Raw genomic sequence first — 18,353 nt, 5'->3', positions numbered from 1 at the left:
ATGGTCAGCCGGGGCGCAATCCCCTACAATATCGATCGATTCAATGGCGGCCTCCGTGTGACCGGAGTCCGCTTTTTCATTACGGAAAGACCAAATGGAACCTGTACGCCTGTCAAAACGCATGGCCGAACTGGGCTTGTGCTCGCGCCGGGAGGCTGACAGCTATATCGAGCAAGGCTGGGTCAAGGTGGACGGCGAAGTCGCGGTGCTGGGCCAGAAAGTGCTGCCGCACAACCTGATCGAGGTGGACCGCAAGGCGCAGGACGCCCAATCCGCCCGCGTCACCATCCTGCTGAACAAGCCGGTCGGCTATGTGTCCGGCCAGGCCGAGGACGGCTATGAGCCGGCGGTCGTGCTGATCAAGTCGGAAAACCACTGGGCCGAGGACGGCAGCCGCAAGCGCTTCCAGCCTTCGCACCTGCGCGGACTGGCGCCGGCCGGCCGGCTGGACATCGACTCGGTCGGCCTGCTGGTGCTGACGCAGGACGGCCGCGTCGCCAAGCATCTGATAGGCGAGAACTCGTCGGTCGAGAAAGAATACCTGGTGCGGGTCGAGGGCGAGATGATTCCGGGCGGCCTGGCCCTGCTGAACCACGGCCTGTCGCTGGACGGCAAGCCGCTGCGGCCGGCCAAGGTCGGCTGGCAGAACGACGATCAGCTGCGTTTCGTGCTGCAGGAAGGCAAGAAGCGGCAGATCCGCCGGATGTGCGAGCTGGTGGGCCTGCGGGTGGTGGGGCTGAAGCGCATCGCCATCGGCAAGGTCAAGCTGGGCAATCTGCCGACCGGACAATGGCGCTATCTGCGCGACGACGAGCAATTCTGATTCCGCGCCGGTTCTGAGCGCGAGGGGAGGACGATGTTCGAGACCGTGCTGCGCAAGCTGGGCCTGGACGCCGGCAGCCGGCGACGGGCGAAGGCGCTGGCCGCTCAGGTCGAACAGCTGATCGACGGCTGCGACCGCCGGCTGCGGCTGCTGCCGGACTACCAGCGGGCGCTGGCGCCGGGCCTGCGCGTTTCCCAGGATTATCTGTCCGGCCTGCTGGAGCAGCTGCCGCCGCTGTTGGAGCTGTCGCTGCCGTTTTCGCGCGATCCGCGGCTGGGGCTGCTGTTTTCCGGCCCCGCCAGCCTGCTGCAACTGCTGGACGGCAGCGGCGAACTGCGCGAATTCTTCCTGTCCGCCTCCAACGGCGACGAGGCCTGGGCGCTGCTGAGCATGCAGCGCAGCGAGACCCGCCGTTTCGGCGCCGCGCTGGAGGGCGGCGAGCTGCGTAGCGACGTGGCGCAGGTGGTGGTCAGCTTCGACGGCCACCGGCTGATGATGCCGAGCGCCAGCCGCGAGGCCTTGTTGCGGCAATCCGGCGCCTACGCGCTCGATGTGCTGTGCGCGGTGATCGCCCGGCAGCTGGGCGAGCTGGAGCGCGCGCGCCTGCAGGCGGAGGCCGAGCAGACCCGGCTGCAGCTGCGCCGGCGCGCATTGCGGGCCGACGATTGCACGGTGATAGACTGCGGCGCCGACGGCGACGCCGACGGCGACGATCTGCCGGACACGCTGTCCGGCGTCGACGCCCGCCTGGCCGAGCTGGAGACGCGGCTGGAGGCCTTGCGCGACGACGCCGGCCTGGAAGGAACCTTGCGCGTGGTCAGGCGCATGCTGGAGCGGCCGGCCGATCATTTCAGCCTGCAGACCGTCACGCTGCATCTGAACCGCATGGGGATCAAGTCGGAGCCGGGCGGCGAAGGCGTCGCCGAACTCGGCTTGAAGGAGGTGGCGCTGGGGCGGGAGCCGACGGTCCGCCGCGCGCTGCTGCCGGTGCGCGTCCGCCGCGACGACATCGCCGAGCTGCGCCGCCAGTTCGGCGACGGCTGATGGCGGGCTGGCCTTGAGAAAGGCATGCAGCGTCCCGGCGACGGACTATGCTGAATTAACGAGAGTTTCAATCGGCCTCAGGGCGGTCGGTTGAATCTGCCCCGACCTCCTGGCCGGGGTTTTTTTATGCGCGCCGCTCAGCCGTGAGGGCGGCCGTCCTGGCCGAACAGTATCGCGCGCGATTTCTCGTCCACGGTCGGCGCTGTGTTGATTCCGGCGGCGAGATCGTAGGCGCGCCGCGTCGCCGGCCGCGCCCGGATGCGCTCGAACCAGCGTTGCAGCGCCGGGAAGTCGCTCAGGTCCTGCCGCTGCTTCTCGTGCGGAACGATCCACGGGTAGCAGGCCATGTCGGCGATCGAGTATTCGCCGGCGATGTAGTCGCGTCCGTCGGACAGCAGGGTGTCCAGCACCCGGTACAGGCGCGCGGTCTCGCGGACGTAGCGGTCGACCGCGTAGGGAATCGGCTCCGGCGCGTACTGGGTGAAATGGTGGTTCTGTCCGGCCATCGGCCCCAGCCCGCCCATCTGCCAGAACAGCCATTGCAGAGCCTCGTTGCGGCCGCGCAGGTCCTTGGGCAGGAAGCGCCCGGTCTTGTCCGCCAGATACAGCAGGATGGCGCCGGATTCGAACAGGCTGACGGGCTGGCCGCCGTCGGCCGGCGCCGTGTCTACGATGGCCGGGATGCGGTTGTTGGGCGCGATGCGCAGGAAATCGGGCCGGAATTGCTCGCCCTGGCCGATATTGACCGGGACGATGCGGTAGGGAAGCCCGGCTTCCTCTAGAAACAGGGTGATCTTGTGGCCGTTGGGCGTGGTCCAGTAATACAGGTCGATCATGATGGCCTTCCTGCTGTCGGTGATGGAGACGATGACATGGGGGCGGCCGCGCGTTTTCAAAAGAGGGGCCCTGGCGACAGGCGGTCCGGCTGGGCGATAATGGCGCGATGTGTGTCAATTTCATTCCGCCGTCGGCCGGCCAGTTGCTGCGGCATTTCGGCATCGAGGCCGCCGCGGACTGGCAGTGGCCGGACGAAGCCTGGCAGGACTACCCGGCGCCGATCCTGACGCGGGACGGTCCGCGGCTGGCCTCGTACGGCTTCGTGCCGAAACGCCACCAACCGACCGGCCTGCGGCTGTCGACGATGAACGCCCGCGCGGAGACGATAGGCCAGCTGCGCAGCTTCCGCGACGCCTGGCGCCGTTGCCAGCTGTGCCTGGTGCCGATGCGGGCCTTCTACGAGCCGTGCTACGAAAGCGGCAGGGCGGTGCGCACCCGGATAGGCCTGGCCGACGGCGCGCCGTTCGCGGTGGCCGGCCTGTGGCGGGAGTGGCGCGAGGCCGACGGTTCGATCAGCGCGGCCTTCGCGCAGATCACCGTCAACGCCGACCATCATCCGCTGATGCGGCGCATGCACAAGCCGGGCGACGAAAAGCGCGCGCTGGTCGTCGTGCCGCCGGCCTTGTACGAGGCCTGGCTCGATTGCCGCGAGCCGGAGCGCGCGCGGGCCCTGCTGGCTGCCTGGTCCGGGGATGGCCTGACGGCGGAGGCCGAGATGCCGCCGCCGTCGCCGCAGGGTTCGCTGTTCGATTGAGGGACGGTTCAGGCGCTTTCGGCGTCGGCGGCCTTCAGCCGCTTGACCAGCGCCACGTAGTCGGCCATCGCCTGTTCGCGCGCCTGGCCGCGTCTTGCGGCCCAGGCGTCGTATTTGGCCCGGCCGACCATGTCCATGATGCTGGGCCGCTCGCCGGCGACGTCGCCCGCCGAGCCCTGCTTGTACAGCGAGTACAGCGCCAGCAGCGTGTCCTTGTCCGGCGCCTTGCGCAGCGTGCGCGACTGCGCGGCGGCCGCCTCGAAAGCCTGTTCCGCCTCGCTGGGTCCGTCCGGCAGCGGCCGGCCGCCGAAATGGCGATCCTCGGCCGCGACGTCGTCGGGGAACCAGCGCACCTCCAGCAGCCGCCGTTGCCGCATCTGCAGCGCCAGCACGCCGGACGAGGCCAGCTCGCCGTGGCGCAGCGTGGCCGGCAAGACCACCATGCCGGCGTTGACCACGGCGGCGCCGAAGGCGGTGAAGGCCGCGCCGTCGCCGGCCCAGGCGAGCAGCCGCTGCAGGCCCTTGCGGCCGGAGAAGGCGCCGCTGCTGCGGTTGGCGCCCGGTTGCAGCCAGGCGAAATCGGGGATGCCCAGCCGGTACAGCGCGGCGAAGTCGCCGCGTTCCAGCTCGGCGCGCGCGGCCGCCAGCAGTTCGGCGATCTCGGCCGAGGTCATCCGCGGATCGGTCGCGGCCATGCCCAGCGAGCCGGCGGCGCTGGCCTCTAGGAATTCCAGCACGTTCTTGCCGACGATCTCCCGGTCGTTGTCGACGCAGACCATGTGGTAGCTGTCTTCCAGCACCACCATCCGGGCCTGGCCGGCGCGCTTGCCGCCGCCGATGCGCTCGACCAGGTAGTGGGCGGAGCGCAGGCTGGTCAGTTCGTCCTCGCGGGCGTGGACGACCAGGGTCGGGCAGGCGATGCGGTCCAGGCCGCGCATCACCGCGGCGCGCAGCCGGTCCACCTCGCGTATGCAGGCCAGCGGAACCCAGCCGTAATGGAAATTCTCGCCGCGCTCGAACTTGGCCTTGACGATGGCGCGCAGCTGCTCGTTCTTGATGCCGTAGGGTTCCTCTTCGGCCACCTTCATCCGTTCCGGCAGGCCGGGCACCCGGTACAGCAACGGGCGCAGGCCGCGGTACCACGGCGTGGCCCACCCGTCGATGTAGACCGGCGGCGCCAAGACCACCAGACGGCCCTTGTCGTGCCGTTCCCTTTTGGCGGTTTCCACCGCCAGCAGCGCGCCCATGCACATGCCCATCAGGTGCAGCGTCTCATGCCGGGCGGCCACTTCCCGGTATTTGGCCCGCACCGCTTCCAGCCAGTCCTCCATGCGTACGCCGTTCAAGTCCTCGGGACGGCCGCCGTGGCCCGGCAAGGTCAGCGCGTGGGTGGCGAAGCCGGCGTTTTTCAGCCGCTTGTGCATCGAGCCCAGATCGTACTGGGTGCCGCCCAGGCCGTGGATCAGCAGGATGCCGGGCTCAGCCATCGCCGTTGTCCAGCCGCAGCAGGCCGACGACCTGCTCGACGGCGTCGTCGGCGCCGCGTATGCCGGCCAGCCTCTCGCGCACGCGCACGCTGCGGCCGCCCTCCAGCCGCAGCGTGTAGCTCTGTTCGCTGGCGCGCGCGCCGCCCTGGGCCACCTGCAGCCAGGTGGCCTGGACCAGATCGCGCTCGGCCGGGTCTATCCGCTCCAGCCACTCGTCGAGGCTGGCGATGGCGGCGGCGTCGGCGCCCAGCACGCGGTCGGCGCCCTCGCTCCAGGTGGCGTGGCCGGTGACGGCGTCGTATTCGACGCTGGCCACGCCGACCGCCTGCATGATGCGTTCGTAGCGCAGCCGCCAGGCCTGGGCGTCGTCCCGCGCCTGGCGCCGTTCGCCGGACAGCGCGCGCACCGCTATCATCACCGCGGCCCAGATGGTGACGAAGCCCTGGACCTCGATCACCGCCTCGCCGTGGAAGCCCTCGTCTACGGCGAACGGCCCGCCGCCGGCGGCGGTGCGGCCTATGATCAGCAGCCCGCCCGCCAGCAGCGCCAGCGCGCCGCCGCGCGGTCCCCACAGCGCGGCGGTGATCAGCAGAAAGGGCATGGGCAGATAGGCCAGCGTGGCGGCGACATGGCCGTAGCGTTGTTGGCCGTGGTCGATGAAGACCAGCGCCACCGCGACCAGGAAGACGGCGAAGGCGGCGGCGCCGCCGAGAAACTGGTTCATCGGCATGCCGCCGGAACGGCGCAGGCGGAAGCCGCGGAAGGCCGTCACCACCGGTGTCAGCAACAGGGTGCCGACGGCGGTGGACAGGGTCCAGGTGCCGCCCTCCAGCAAGAGATTGAGGTCGGGACGCTGCCATTGCCACAAGGCAACGGCCAGCGCGCCGCCGAGGACGGAGCCGGCCAGCGCGCCTATGATGAACAGCGCGGCGCCGGCCGGGCTGTCGGGATCGCGGCCGCCCAACGTGGCGATCCAGGCACCGACGGCCACGCTGCTCACCTCGACGCCGGCGAAGGCGACGGCGCCCAGCGGACCGAGGCCGTGGGCCGCGACGCCCCAGGCGGCGGCCGCCAGCGCGGCGCCGGCCAGCGTGGCCGGCCACCACCAGCGGGCGGAGATCAGCAGGGCGGAGAAGGTGACGCCGCTGCCGAGCCAGACCGGTATCGTTTCGGTCGCCGCGCTGGCCAGAGACTTCGAAACGGCGGCGACAGCGAGAAACAGCACGGCGATCAGCAGAATCCTTTGCAGCTGTTGCACGGCGACTCCTCGTGGCTTGGGAGGGAGCGATGCGCGTTGCGTCAGACCGGATCGCGATGCGTCCGATCCTGCATACAGCATAGCCGGCCGCGCGGCTTCAGCCCACCCATTGCAGCCGGAAGGTGTCGCGACCTGCCTCCTTGGCCCGGTACAGGCTTTCGTCGGCGATCTCCAGCAGCCTCTCCGGCGTGACGTCGGGCCGGGAGGCGTAGGCGACGCCTATGCTGGTGGTCATCCGGCGCCTTAGGCCGTGCAGCTCGATATCCTCCCGCGCCACCGTCAGCAGCTTCTCGACGACGGCGACGGCGGTCTGCTCGGAATCCAGTCCTATCAGCAGGATGACGAACTCGTCGCCGCCCAGCCGCGCCACGTGATCGGTGGCGCGCACATTGCCGCGCAGCCGGCGCGCGAATTCGCGGATCAGCTCGTCGCCGGCGGCGTGGCCCAGCGTGTCGTTGACCTGTTTGAAGCGGTCGATGTCCAGGAACAGCAAGGCCAGCGCCAGGCGCTTGATGTAGTGGTGCTTGATCTCGTCTTGCAGCAGTTCCATGAAGGCGGTCCGATTCAGCAAGCCGGTCATCGCGTCCTGGGTCACCTTGCTGCGCAGCTCGATTTCGCGGGCGCGGGCCTGGGTGATGTCCCAGATCATCACGTAGAAGCCCGATATCGCGCCGTCGGCGTGTTGCTGCGGAATGTAGCGGCCTTCGACATAGCGGCTCTCGCCGCGCACCATCATTTCCCGCTCGAACGATACGGCCTGGCCCGCCAGCGCCTGCTCGACATAGGGCCGCACCGTGTCGTAGGCCTCGTCGCCGAGGAAGTCGCGCATCCGCGAACCGATGATCTGCCCGGGCGAGATGCCGAACAGCCTCATATAGGCCTTGTTGCAATAGCGGTAGCGTTGCTCGTTGTCTATGAAGGCCACCAGTGCCGGGATCGAGTCGGTGACGGTCTTCAGCAGGGCCTCGCGCAAGACCAGATCCAGCTCGGCCAGCTTTCTTTGCGTGATGTCGCGGACGCTGACGCTGACGCCGTCGCCGGCGCGGACGATCTCGTGGTGTATCCAGGTCGGGTGGGTGGCGTCGTAAGCCTTGGGCATTTCCTCCGAAATGGCGCGGCCGGTTTCGATCACGCTGCGGTAGCTGTCGAAATGATTGAGTATGTGATGCTGCTCGGTCAGCGATTTGAGCTTGCGGCCTATCGCCTCGTCGCGGCGCAGATGCCACATCCGCTCGGCCTCGGAGTTGATGTAGACGACGCGGAAGTCCGTCACCGCGCCGGAGGCGTCGCGCAGCGCCTCCATGATGATGAAGGCGTCCATATTGGCCTCGGCGGCGTTGCGGAAACGCTCGGCCGCCAGTTCCGCCATCAGATTCGAGCTCAGCACTTCGCGCAGCAGCGGCGAGGTTCGCCAGCGCAGGATCAGCGTGCCTATGGTGACCATGGCCAGCATGATCAGCACGTCGATTTCCAGGCCGCGGCGGATCGGCGCCAGCAGGTCCGCCACCCGGATCTTGTAGCTGAAGGCGAGTCCGCTGTTGCCGACCGGCGCATAGGCGGCGATCACGTTGCGGCCGGAGAAGTCCACGGTGTGCAGCGAGCCGCTTTTGCCGGAGAAGGCCGGCCACATGGTGAAATGGTGGAGGTTGCCGGCTATCGGTATCGTGGTGCCGGCATCCTGCGGCGATTGCGAGAAGCAGCGCAGATCGTGCTCATCGTGGCCGCACAGCGAATAAAGACCGCTCAGGCTGTCGCGCGGAGCGGTGTCCATGACGATGCGGTCGAACATGTCCAGCCGCTGCTCGATCAGCAGCCGCGATGCGCCGGCCGAGGTATGGTAGACGTCGACGGTGCGGTACAGGTAGTGGCCTTTCCACAGCAGCCGGGCGCCGATGGGCGAGCGCAGCGCCTGCGCCTGGCGCGGGCGGGTCTCGAAATAGCCGACCTGGACCAGGGTGCGGCCTTTGCCGTCCTCGATGGCGATGCCGTTCACGGTCATGTGGTTGCGGGCCGCCAGCTCGGCGGCGGCGGCGCTGGCGTCCAGCTTGCCGCGGCTGGCATCCTCCAGCAGCTTCTGCACCGCCGGGCGCTGGTAGATGCGGTGGGCGATGCTGTCGCCGATGGCGAACTGGGCCGTCAGCAGCGCGGCGCGCTGCCGCACATTGCCGGACATCACGGTCCGCAGGCTGTTCTCGTGCGCTTCGCTTGAGACGCGGTAGATCAGCAGGCCGGTGGTCAGCGCGATGGAGACCAGCAGTACGGTGGCGGTCACCGAAATCGAATCGGCCATGTCCTGGGAACGCGGATAGGGGCGCGGCGTCATCCGCGTCAGCGCATACAGGCCCAGACTGGCGATGATGATGCCGAGCGCGGTCGGTAGCGCCATCCGTACCGAGGCGCCCCAGTTGTACAGCAATTCCAGGTCGACCAGACTGGCCACCATGCCCAGTACGCCGAGCAGCAGCGGCGACAGCAGGCAGGCCTTGACCGCCCGGTGCCGGCCCGGCGTCGAGCCGGGCTGCAGCAGCAGGCCGCAAGCGAGCGCGACCAGCGCCACGGCGGTCGGCGGCGCCATCCGGCCCGGATGGGGCACCATGTCGTGGCGCCAGGCGTGCAGCTGGGGCAGGTCCAGCCACCAGGTCTGGCCGCTGGCGAGCTCCAGCAGCGCCAGCGTCGCCAGCGCCAGCACGGCCGCGGCCAGCGGACGGTGCGCCCGCCACCGGGGCCGCCACAGCGCCAGCGTCAGCGCGAGGCCGTACAGCGCTAGGCAGAACGCCGTGGAGATCACCATGTGGATGTTTTGCGGGACCAGGGCGGGGGAGCGGGAGAGCCAGCCGCCGATGACGCCGGCGCCGAGCAGCATCAGAAACAGTCCGGCCGCAGCGGTCAGCAATCGATATCGCTCGTGCAGCAAGCGGCGTTTGAATTCCGTTAGGAACAGGGTGAGTCTATGCACTGCATTCCATTCCGCGAGCCGGCTATAAGATTCTCATACGAAATATTAGGACAAATATCATCCGGCCTCTGCCTGGGCGGGAATAAACCGCGCCGCCGCTTGAATGCCGCAATGCCGCATGACTTTGATTTGCCCGCCGTCATGCTGACGGTATAGATTGTCCGGCGCAGCCTGCGGACGCGCTGAGACCGCTGCGCCCGGCCGCGCAAGGAGAAACCGTCATGCAAACGCAAGCATCGTCCCGTCCGGCGCTGACCGAGCGCCGCTCGATAGATTTCATTCCCGAGACCGAGCGCCATGGGCGCGTCTTCAGCCAGTTCACATTGTGGCTGGCGGCCAATCTGCAGATCACCGCCGTCGTCACCGGCGCGCTGGCGGTGGTGCTGGGCGGCGATGTGCTGTGGTCCATCGTCGGCCTGGGCCTGGGACAGGCCGTCGGCGGCCTGGTGATGGCGCTGCACGGCGCGCAGGGGCCGAGGCTGGGACTGCCGCAGATGCTGGCCAGCCGGGCGCAGTTCGGCGTCCGGGGCGCGGTGCTGCCGCTGGCGCTGGCCTGCGCGATGTACCTGGGTTTCAACGCCACCGGCATGATCCTGTCCGGCCAGGCGCTGGGGCAGCTGCTGGGCGTCGACGACCGCGCCGGCATTGTCTTGTTCGCGCTGGCGGTGATGGCCGCCGCCGCGCTCGGCTACCGCGCGATACACCGGCTGGGACGGGTGGCCAGCGCGCTCGGCTTGCTGGCCTTCCTCTACCTGTTCGTCCGCCTGGCCGGCAGGGCGGACCTGCTGCAATTGGCGCTGGCCAGGCAGCATTTCGATGCGGCGGCCTTCTGCACCGCGGTTTCGCTGTCCGCCTCGTGGCAGATCGCTTTCGCGCCGTATGTGTCGGACTACTCGCGCTATCTGCCGTCTGCGACGCCGCCGGCCCGGGTGGCGCTGGCGATAGGGCTGGGGTCGGCGCTGGGCGCGCAGATCGCGATGTCGCTCGGCGTGCTGGTGGCCGCCGTCGGCGGCGCGGCCTTCCGCGGGCACGAGGTCGCCTACTTCGTCGGCCTGGGCGCCGCCGGGGCCGTCGCGGCGGCGCTGTTCTTCTGCGTCGCCTTCGGCAAGATCACCATTTCGACGTTGAACGCGTACGGCGGCTTCATGTGCGTCAGCACCATCGCGGCCTCCTTCGGCGGCCGGCCCGCCGCGATAGGTCCGTTGCGGCGCTGGCTGACGGTGGCGGCGATGGTGCTGGCCTCGGTGGCGCTCGCCGTCTGGGCCCAGCACAGCTTCCTGCCGCTGTTCAAATCGTTCCTGCTGTTGCTGCTGGCCTTCTTCACGCCGTGGAGCGCGGTGAACCTGGTCGATTTCTACCTGCTGTCCGGCGGCAAGGCGGACGCGGCGACGCTGGCCGGCGGCGGCGATTGCCCCGCTTACGCCTGGCCAGGCCTGGCCGCCTATCTGGCCGGCGTGCTGCTGCAACTGCCCTTCATCGATTGCGCCTTCTTCACCGGACCGGCGGCGCGGCTGCTGGGCGTCGACCTGTCCTGGCTGGTCGGCTGGCTGGCGCCGGCGGCGCTGTACTGGCTGCTCCGCCGGCGCGCCGGCGCGGGGCGGATGGCCGCCGCGCGCCATTCCGGCTAGCTCACCACAGCCTGCCGGCCGATGCGCACAAGGGCACGACCGGCGCGTTGCTGCCGGTGTCCAGGAAGCCGTCGCTGATCCATTGTCCGCTGTCGGTGCGGTTCCAGATGTCGGTGCGGCCCCAGACGCCGTTCACCGCCTCGCCGCGGACATGGCATTGCAAGGCCACCTGTTCGCCTCGGGACACGCTGCCGGCGATGGCGGCGGACAGGCTGGGGGCGCTGCGCAGATTGACGCGATTGTCGCCGCCGCCCGGCGTCGCGGTGCCGCTGGCGCCGCCCGGCCCCGGGGCGGAGTCGCCGCCGCCGTAGTTGACCAGCCTGCCGCCGACATTGACGCGGCTGCCGTTGCGCGCCGCGTAGCCCTGGTAGGCCCGGCTGCCGGCAAAGAACTGCCAGCCGCCCAGCCATTTGCGGTTCACCGGCTCGGCCTGGCCCTGGTGGACCAGGGAGAAGTGCACGTGCGGACCGGTGGTGCTGCCGCCGCAGGGCAGGCCGTTGCCTATGGTGCCGAGATAGGCGCCTTTGGCGACGCGCTGGCCGTCGGCCACCGTGTTCAGCTTGATCATGTGGTAATAGGTGGACGAATAGCCGTTGTCGTGCACCAGCTTCACCAGCGCGCTGCCCCCGCGCATGCAGCTCTTGTAGATCACGCCGTCGCGCGGTGCCAGCACGCGGCCGTCGCCGCCGGCGAAGTCTATCGAGTCGTAGGGCTGGCTTTCTCCGCTGTAGCCGTGCGCGCCGCCGGTCAGGCTCCAGGCCGCGCCCTCCTGCCACGGCAGCCCGAGGCCGGTGGCCTCCGGCGCCAGCCGCTTCTGTTTCCGCGCCTGGCTGAGCCAGGCACGGCGCTCGTCGGCGCTGAGCCAGTCCGCCGGCGCGGCGGCCAGCAGTTCGGCGAAGCCGGCGTCGTCCTCCAGCGCCAGCCGCCAGCCGTCGGCGCTCCTGCGTGCCAGGAACAGCCGCGACAGCGGCACGCGGTCTTCGGCGCCGGCCAGCGCCGGCAGCGGCTGCGTCGCCGAGCCCAATACCCACTGGCCGTCCCGGCTTTCCCGATTCGTCTCGACCAGCGGGGCCGGCTGAACGCCCTTGGCCAGCGGCGCCAGCGGCGCGAGCGCGGCCGCGGCGGCCCGGCGCAGCGCCGGGTCCTGTGTTTCGACGGCGGCCTGGGCCGCGGAGGCGCCGAAGGCGAGCAGCGCGACGCACAGCGAATGCATCGGGACTTTGATCATCACGGACTCCTTTCTGGTTTTCGTCTTGGCCGGACTGCGACCGGCATTGGGACCATATCGGGAGCGGGGAGGGATTTCAGCTGGTCTTAAGAGGGAGTTGCGCGAGGGAACCTTTTGTCGATTTTCATGCATATTGTCCGCTCTAGGTATTTGTTCGGAATGATTTTCCGCGCCGGCGGCATATAAAACAGCTTGGCATGCACGCATGCCCGAATACTTCCCCGAGCGGAGCCGCCCGGCGTTGGCGCGCCGCAGCGGCTTTCCGTCCCCGGCAGTCTCGTTCCGACTTTCACTTGATTTGCCCGGATCCGGCTGAGGCCGGTCCCGGCATCGGAGAAACTCATGTCTTCGAATACCCTGCGCATCACAGCCAGCGACAATGAACTGTATATCGTCGCCTACCAGTGGGGCGCCAGCTACCAGCTGGCCCATATCCAGAGCGGCAACAGCAATGCGGTCAGCGTCAATGTCAACATCGGCACCGGCAGCTACACCGAGCCGCCGGTGCAGAACGGCGTCAACGGGCCGCTGAACAGCAGCTATACGGTCAATCTGCCGGCCGGCGACTACGAGGTGATGGCCGTCGGCATCAACTGGGGCGGGCCGTGGAGCTTCGCGTTCAACGTCAATGGCGGCGCCCAGCATGCCGGCAGCGGAAGCGCCGGCAACGGCGTGGTCTGGTATACCGAGGGCGCCGGATCCGGCGCCGGCATTCCGATCACGGTCGGGCAGTCGGCCCCGGTGGTCGAGACGGTGCAGGTCAGCTCCCATCCGCCGATTCCGTCCGGCCTGAAGGTGGCCTTCATGACCGGGCCCAACTCGCCGACGCCGGACGGGGAGAGCAGCACCTGCAAAATCGTCCGCTACAACGGCCTGAGCTACTGGGCCTACTCCTATATCGACAACCGCTATTCCTTCGGCCTGGTCGGCTACGAGGGGACGACCGGCAAATACGTCGAGAAGGAGTTGAAGGGCGGCCGCTATCTGTGGAACGTCACCGTCGACGACGTCGCGCAGACGGTGACCTTCTACGGCCAGGCCGGGCAGAACGTCACCGTGCCGTGGAGCCAGCTGCCGAAATGACGCGCGCGGTTGACCAGACGGCCGCTCTCCGTCGGCGGCCGTTTGGCTTCGGCCGGATTCAATCGGCTTCGGCGGCGGGGCGTTCGCGGAACAGCATCAAGGCCAGCAGGCTGAGGCCGGTGCAGCTCATCGCGTACCAGGCCGGAGCCAGCGGATCGCCGCTGACGCTGATCAGCCAGGTGACGATGAATTGGGCGAAGCCGCCGAACAGGGTGACGCCGCAGGCGTAGACCACGGCCAGGCCTGTGGCCCGGCCGTCGCGGGGCAGGGCCTCCATCACCAGCAGGAAGCCGGCCGGACAGCCCAGCGCGAGGACGGTGGTCAGCAGCGTAGCCAGCACCAGGGCGTTGCCCAGGCTCGGTTCGCCCAGAAGCAGGGCGAAACAGGGCAGCGTCAGCAGCATCAACAGCGAGTTGACGGCCAGCAGCAGCGGTTTGCGGCGGTTCAGGCGGTCGGCCAGCCAGCCGGCGGGCGGCGACGCCAGCATCATCATCAGGCCGGCGGCGCAGCCGCTGAGCAGGGCGGAGGATGCCGGCAGGTGCAGCACCTTGTTCAGATAGGACGGCATGTAGTTGGCCACCACATAGGTATTGGCGGACATGCCCATCACCAGCATGCTGCCCAGCAGCAGCGTGCGCCGGTGTTCACCGGCCAGCCGCAGCAGGCCGACAGGCCGCCGCGTTTCCGGATGGTGGGTCTCGCCAAGCTGGCCGCGGATGTACAGCCCGAGCGGACCGATCAGCAGGCCGAACAGGAAGGGCAACCGCCAGCCCCAGCTTTCCAGCGCGTCGACGGGCAGCAGCGCGGTCAGCAAGGCGCCGCTGGCGGCGCCGACCAGCACCGCGGCGCCTTGGGTGGCGGTCTGCCAGCTGACCATGAAGCCGCGGCGCTTGGCCGGACCGAACTCCATCAGATAGCTGGTCGACGCGCCGATTTCGCCGCCGGCGGCGAAGCCCTGCAGCAGGCGCCCTGCGACGATCAGCAGCGGCGCCGCCGTGCCGATGTCGGCATGGGTGGGGGCCAAGCCGATCAAGGCGGTGCCGGCGGCCATCAGCCAGATGGTCAGCGTCAGCGCCGGCTTGCGTCCAGAGCGATCGGCGATGCGGCCTATCGCCAGGCCGCCCAGCGGGCGCATCACGAAACCGATGCCGAAAGTGGCCAGCGCCATCAGCAGCGAGCCGTATTCGCTGTCGGACGGAAAGTACAGCTTGCCTATCAATACGGCGAAGAAGCTGAACACGGTGAAGTCGTACAATTCCAGCCAGTTGCCCAGCGCGATGGCGATCAGGGTGCGGCGCGGCGAGGCCGGGCGGGCGGCGGACGAGGGGACGGGGGCGACCAGCGGCTTGTTCATGGCGACTCCTGTTTTGGGATGGGCCGCCATGCGGGCGGATTGTTATCGCTTTCTTTTGTATGATATTAGCATTATTTGTGTCGGTGGGGTGTCACGGGACGGTGGGAGTCAGCGGCCGAGATGCCGGAACAGCGGCTGGCCGAACGGCGCCCGCAGCGCCGTGCGCGCGTCGGCAAGACGGGCTCAGTGGCTGTCGTGGCGGTAGGCGAACACCGGCAGCCGCCATTCGCGCCACAGCGCGGTCATCCGCAAGGCCAGGCCGAAGGCGAAGCTGGCGACGACGTTCCATTCGTGCTGGGCGCCCAGCCAGTTCAGGCCCAGATACAGCCCGGCCACCAGCAAGGACACGCTGGCGTACAGTTCGCGCCGGAACACGATGGGCACGCGGTTGCACAGCACGTCGCGCAGGATGCCGCCGGCGATGCCGGTGATCATGCCGGCCATCACGACGATGACCGGGTGGTAGTGCATGCCGAGCGCGACATCGCAGCCTATGATGGTGAACGCGACCAGGCCGAGCGCGTCCAGGATCAGGAACAGCCGGTTCAGATGGCGCATATAGCGCGAGATCAGCACGGCGGCGATGCCGCCGGCCACCACCAGCAGCACATATTCCGGGTGCTGGGTCCAGCCTATCGGGTAGCGGCCCAGCACGATGTCGCGCACGGTGCCGCCGCCCAGCGCGGTCAGGAAGGCGATGACGGTGACGCCGAAGATGTCCATGTGGCGGCGGCCGGCCGCCAGCGCGCCGGTCATCGCTTCGGCGGTGATGGCGATCAGATAGATCAGGGTCAGCATGGCGTGGCGTCCTTGCGGATGGCGGTTGCCGGCGCCGCCGGCTTGGCGGAGCGGGACATCGGGTGAGGGCAGGGCGCGGGCAAAAGCCGGGCGCGCCGCGGGGCGGGTGCGCGGGACAAGGCAGACTCCTGGGTGGATTCCGGGCTACGGAACAGCCTCTCCCCTTGTCCTTTTACCTGAGAGTTGCATGGCCGGCGGCCACTTGCCCCTTCGGTGGGCTGCTCGGGGCAGCCTCTCTCCAATCGGCTTGATTCAATGAAACACTGCGGTACGGCTTGCCTGAGCGATTATGGGAGCTTGCGTCTTCGGCGGGGGCCATGCCCCTCTCTCCCGCAGTTAGCCGGCTATATTAGCTTTCGCTATTGAAGTCGTCAATGCCGGGCCGGCGCGACGATGCGCCCCGGCCCGGCGGCCCTTCGGGGCCGTTTCTGCCCCGACAGAGATGGCCGATGCCGCAAAAGATCGTAAACAGGCTCTCAGTGCTTGTCGGGCTCGCCGGAGACGGGCTGGGCCGCGCCGCCGGGCGTGCGGCCATTGGCCTTGGCCGGCCCCTTCCGGGGCGCCGCCGTTTTCGGCTCGGCGCCGCCGGCAGTCTTCCCCGCCTCCTTGCGCCCGATTGCCGGCTTGACGGCCTTGGCCGCGGGTCCGACGGTTGCCGTCGGCGCCTTGCCGGATGCGGCGGTCTTGGCTGTGGTCGTCTTGGCCGCGCCCGTCTTGGGCGCGGTCTTGCGCCCGCCCGCAGGTTTGGCTGCGGCGGCGGCCGGCTTGGCGGCCCTGGCCGGCGGCTTGCCCGAGGCGGCCGGCGTCGCTTCGGCGGCGGCCGTCTGCGGGGGGACCTGCAACGCCAGCGCCGCGGCGACTTCGTCCAGTCGCGCCTGATGGACGGGCTCGATGGCGCCGCGCAGCGCCAGCAGGTCGCGGGCCAGCAGCCAGGCCTGATGGCGGCGGTGTGCGTCGGGCAGCAGCAGGGCGAGGCCGCGCAGCGCGCGCGGCGCGTCCAGCCGCACCAGCGCCACCTGGCGCCGCACGATGTCCTTCAATTGCATCAGCGTCAGCGGATACTCGTGGCGGACGTCGCGCATCACGCGGCGGATCGCGTTGAACGGCCGTTCGTCGACGACGCCGCTGCCGTTGCTGACATAGAGCAGCAGCCGCACGAAACCGTCGGCCAGCGTGCCCTGCTCGAAACCCGGGTCCAGGGCCTCGCGCTTCAGCCGGGCCAGCTCGCGGCTTTCCCAGGCCAGCGCCCGGCTGCGCGGCTCGCTGGCGGGCGTGACGCCGACCAGGGTCGCCAGCTGCGGCGATTCGTAGACGGCGCGGAACAGTTGCTCCTGGGCGGCGTCGCGCAGATCGCGGTAGTGGTCCAGCGATCGGACGACGAAGTCGGACAGCTGCTGCTGCCAGCGCCACAGCGGATTGTCTTCTGCCACCGGCCGGCGTTGTTCGCGCACCTTGGCGGCCAGGTCCGGCAGCCACCACAGCCACGGGTTCTTCGGCGAGATCAGCGTCCGCTCCAGCCGGGCCGGATGCAGCTCGCGCAGCAGGCGGGCGCTGGTCTCGTTGCTGAGCGCGCGCACCGCCGGAGACAGGTAACGGTCGTACACGCCCTGGTTGATCTCGGACACCCGCTTGACGACTTCGAAGGCGCGTTCGTCGTCGCGGCCGTCGTCCAGCGCCAGGATGTCCTGCACGTCGCGCGCCTCGAAACGGATGATGTAGCGCCCCTCGATGTATTCCAGGCCCGGCGCGTCCGGGGCGATGTCGTCGATGACGGCCTCGTACAGGCCCGGCGCCAGCACGTCTATCAGGTCCAGCGCGCTGGCGAATTCGCTGTGTTCCTTGTTGGCGACGCCGGCAGATACGAAGATGCCGAGGTGGCCGACCTTGTTGTGCAGACAGTAGACGATGGTCTGCTCGTTGTCGCGGATGTCGTCGACGCTGTCGTACAGATCGGCGATCCAGTTAAGCGCCTGCTGCGGCGGCGTGATGTTGTCGCCCCAGGAGGCGAACACGATGATGGGGGAGCGGATGTTGCGCATGTCCACCCGGACCTTGCCGTCGTGGCTGGCTATCCTGCCGTGCACCAGCTCGTTGCCGACGAACAGCTTCTGGGTGATCCACTCCATTTCCACCTTGTTCAGCAGGTAGTGGCCGCCCCACCAGCGCTCGAAATCCAGGTAGCGCTGCGGCTCGGTGTCGATCTTGGCGTACAGATTGTAGGACTTCTTCCACAGCGTGTTCGCCGGGTCCAGCTTCTCGAAATTCTCGACCAGATGGGCGCCGTCGAAATGGCCGTTGCCCAGGTCGCCGGCCAGCGAGGCGGTCCAGGTGCCGCCGGCGAGGCCGCCGGCGTAGCGCATCGGATTCTTGCCGCGCACGCCGGCCCAGTACGACAGCGGCGATCCGGCCAGCAGTATCGGGCCGACCAGATCCGGCGCCACCGCCGCCAGCATCGCCAGCGCCCAGCCGCCCTGGCAGTTGCCGATCACGAAGGGCTTGCCGTCGCTGTCCGGATGCAGCTCGTTGACGCGCGCGAGGAAGTGCCCTTCGGCCTTGGTCACGCTTTCTATGGTCTGGCCGTCGACCGGTTGCGGGAAGAACATCACGAAATAGCAGGGATGGCCCTGCTGCAGCGCGACGCCGATCTCGCTGTCCATCTTGAAGCCGCCGATGCCGGGGCCGTGGCCGGCGCGCGGATCGATGACGACGAAGGGGCGTTTGGCCGGATCGGTGGCCGGGCAGCCGGCGGGAGGCTTGATCGCGGCCAGCGCGTAGTTGGCCGGATCCGGCAGCTCGCGGCCGTCGACGATGATCCGGTACTCGAAGACCAGCACCGGCGGCTTGCCGCTTTCGCAGTGCTCCAGATAGGTGGCGCCGCGACGGTACTGCGTGTCCCAGTACAGGATGCCGCGCTGGCAGGCGTCCAGCCAGTAATCAAACAGCGCTTGAGGGAACGGGAACTTCCCGCCTTGAACCGCAGCAGTCGACCACATTGCAACCCCTTGTTCTTGAACGGTAGGAAAAGACGCGTGCAGCCTGTTGACGACCCTCGGAAAACGAACGCCGCCGAAAAGGGACCGTGAACGGGCCGCGGCCGACGACA

13 protein-coding genes and 2 riboswitches are annotated in these 18,353 nt (G+C 68.8%); of the genes, 5 read left to right on the top strand and 8 right to left on the bottom strand.

Going from position 1 to position 18,353, the window contains the following annotated elements; all coding sequences use genetic code 11:
• Positions 1 to 94 precede the first annotated feature (94 nt).
• Positions 95 to 823, top strand: coding sequence for a pseudouridine synthase (locus WNM05_RS13475; RefSeq protein WP_434627393.1), 729 nt, complete (start codon positions 95 to 97; stop codon positions 821 to 823).
• 33 nt (positions 824 to 856) lie between these two features.
• Complete coding sequence (locus WNM05_RS13470; RefSeq protein ID WP_434627391.1) at positions 857 to 1,867, top strand: hypothetical protein; 1,011 nt, start codon at positions 857 to 859, stop codon at positions 1,865 to 1,867.
• A gap of 137 nt (positions 1,868 to 2,004) precedes the next feature.
• On the opposite strand, the gene WNM05_RS13465 is transcribed toward WNM05_RS13470, so the two are convergent.
• The gene (locus WNM05_RS13465) at positions 2,005 to 2,703 is read right to left on the bottom strand and encodes a glutathione binding-like protein (RefSeq protein WP_434627389.1); all 699 of its coding nucleotides are present in this window, start codon (positions 2,701 to 2,703) and stop codon (positions 2,005 to 2,007) included.
• Between the two features lie 107 nt (positions 2,704 to 2,810).
• Here WNM05_RS13465 and WNM05_RS13460 point away from each other — a divergent pair, with 107 nt between their 5' ends.
• The gene (locus WNM05_RS13460; RefSeq protein ID WP_434627387.1) at positions 2,811 to 3,458 is read left to right on the top strand and encodes an SOS response-associated peptidase; all 648 of its coding nucleotides are present in this window, start codon (positions 2,811 to 2,813) and stop codon (positions 3,456 to 3,458) included.
• An 8-nt stretch (positions 3,459 to 3,466) separates the two neighbouring features.
• Here WNM05_RS13460 and WNM05_RS13455 read toward each other — a convergent pair whose 3' ends face one another.
• The 3 genes from WNM05_RS13455 to WNM05_RS13445 form a co-directional block, all read right to left on the bottom strand.
• The gene (locus WNM05_RS13455) at positions 3,467 to 4,945 is read right to left on the bottom strand and encodes an acyl-CoA-binding protein (protein ID WP_434627386.1); all 1,479 of its coding nucleotides are present in this window, start codon (positions 4,943 to 4,945) and stop codon (positions 3,467 to 3,469) included.
• Positions 4,938 to 6,203: an MASE1 domain-containing protein gene (locus tag WNM05_RS13450; RefSeq protein WP_434627384.1), complete on the bottom strand. Its 1,266-nt coding sequence runs from the start codon at positions 6,201 to 6,203 to the stop codon at positions 4,938 to 4,940. Before WNM05_RS13450 ends, WNM05_RS13455 begins: the two co-directional genes overlap by 8 nt.
• 97 nt (positions 6,204 to 6,300) lie before the next feature.
• Positions 6,301 to 9,159, bottom strand: a complete 2,859-nt coding sequence (locus WNM05_RS13445; protein WP_434627382.1) for a diguanylate cyclase domain-containing protein — start codon at positions 9,157 to 9,159, stop codon at positions 6,301 to 6,303.
• A 221-nt stretch (positions 9,160 to 9,380) separates the two neighbouring features.
• Between WNM05_RS13445 and WNM05_RS13440 the strand changes: the two genes are divergently transcribed.
• The gene (locus WNM05_RS13440; RefSeq protein ID WP_434627380.1) at positions 9,381 to 10,787 is read left to right on the top strand and encodes a purine-cytosine permease family protein; all 1,407 of its coding nucleotides are present in this window, start codon (positions 9,381 to 9,383) and stop codon (positions 10,785 to 10,787) included.
• 1 nt (position 10,788) lies between these two features.
• Here WNM05_RS13440 and WNM05_RS13435 read toward each other — a convergent pair whose 3' ends face one another.
• Complete coding sequence (locus WNM05_RS13435; protein WP_434627378.1) at positions 10,789 to 12,015, bottom strand: peptidoglycan DD-metalloendopeptidase family protein; 1,227 nt, start codon at positions 12,013 to 12,015, stop codon at positions 10,789 to 10,791.
• A gap of 342 nt (positions 12,016 to 12,357) precedes the next feature.
• Here WNM05_RS13435 and WNM05_RS13430 point away from each other — a divergent pair, with 342 nt between their 5' ends.
• Positions 12,358 to 13,098, top strand: a complete 741-nt coding sequence (locus WNM05_RS13430; protein ID WP_434627377.1) for a hypothetical protein — start codon at positions 12,358 to 12,360, stop codon at positions 13,096 to 13,098.
• 58 nt (positions 13,099 to 13,156) lie between these two features.
• Here WNM05_RS13430 and WNM05_RS13425 read toward each other — a convergent pair whose 3' ends face one another.
• The 3 genes from WNM05_RS13425 to WNM05_RS13415 form a co-directional block, all read right to left on the bottom strand.
• Positions 13,157 to 14,452, bottom strand: coding sequence for an MFS transporter (locus tag WNM05_RS13425; RefSeq protein ID WP_434627375.1), 1,296 nt, complete (start codon positions 14,450 to 14,452; stop codon positions 13,157 to 13,159).
• Between the two features lie 183 nt (positions 14,453 to 14,635).
• Complete coding sequence (locus tag WNM05_RS13420; protein ID WP_434627374.1) at positions 14,636 to 15,250, bottom strand: trimeric intracellular cation channel family protein; 615 nt, start codon at positions 15,248 to 15,250, stop codon at positions 14,636 to 14,638.
• 154 nt (positions 15,251 to 15,404) lie between these two features.
• Positions 15,405 to 15,502, bottom strand: a riboswitch (glycine riboswitch).
• 4 nt (positions 15,503 to 15,506) lie between these two features.
• Positions 15,507 to 15,593: riboswitch (glycine riboswitch) on the bottom strand.
• A gap of 133 nt (positions 15,594 to 15,726) precedes the next feature.
• Positions 15,727 to 18,243 carry a DUF3141 domain-containing protein gene (locus WNM05_RS13415; protein WP_434627372.1) on the bottom strand — a complete coding sequence of 839 codons (2,517 nt, stop codon included), beginning with the start codon at positions 18,241 to 18,243 and terminating at the stop codon, positions 15,727 to 15,729.
• Positions 18,244 to 18,353 lie beyond the last annotated feature (110 nt).

It is taken from the genome of Chromobacterium sp. CV08, from assembly GCF_051129845.1.
Lineage (GTDB): Bacteria > Pseudomonadota > Gammaproteobacteria > Burkholderiales > Chromobacteriaceae > Chromobacterium.
The sequence above is the reverse complement of the archived record's forward strand: the minus strand, read 5'-3'. Positions and strand labels throughout refer to the sequence as shown.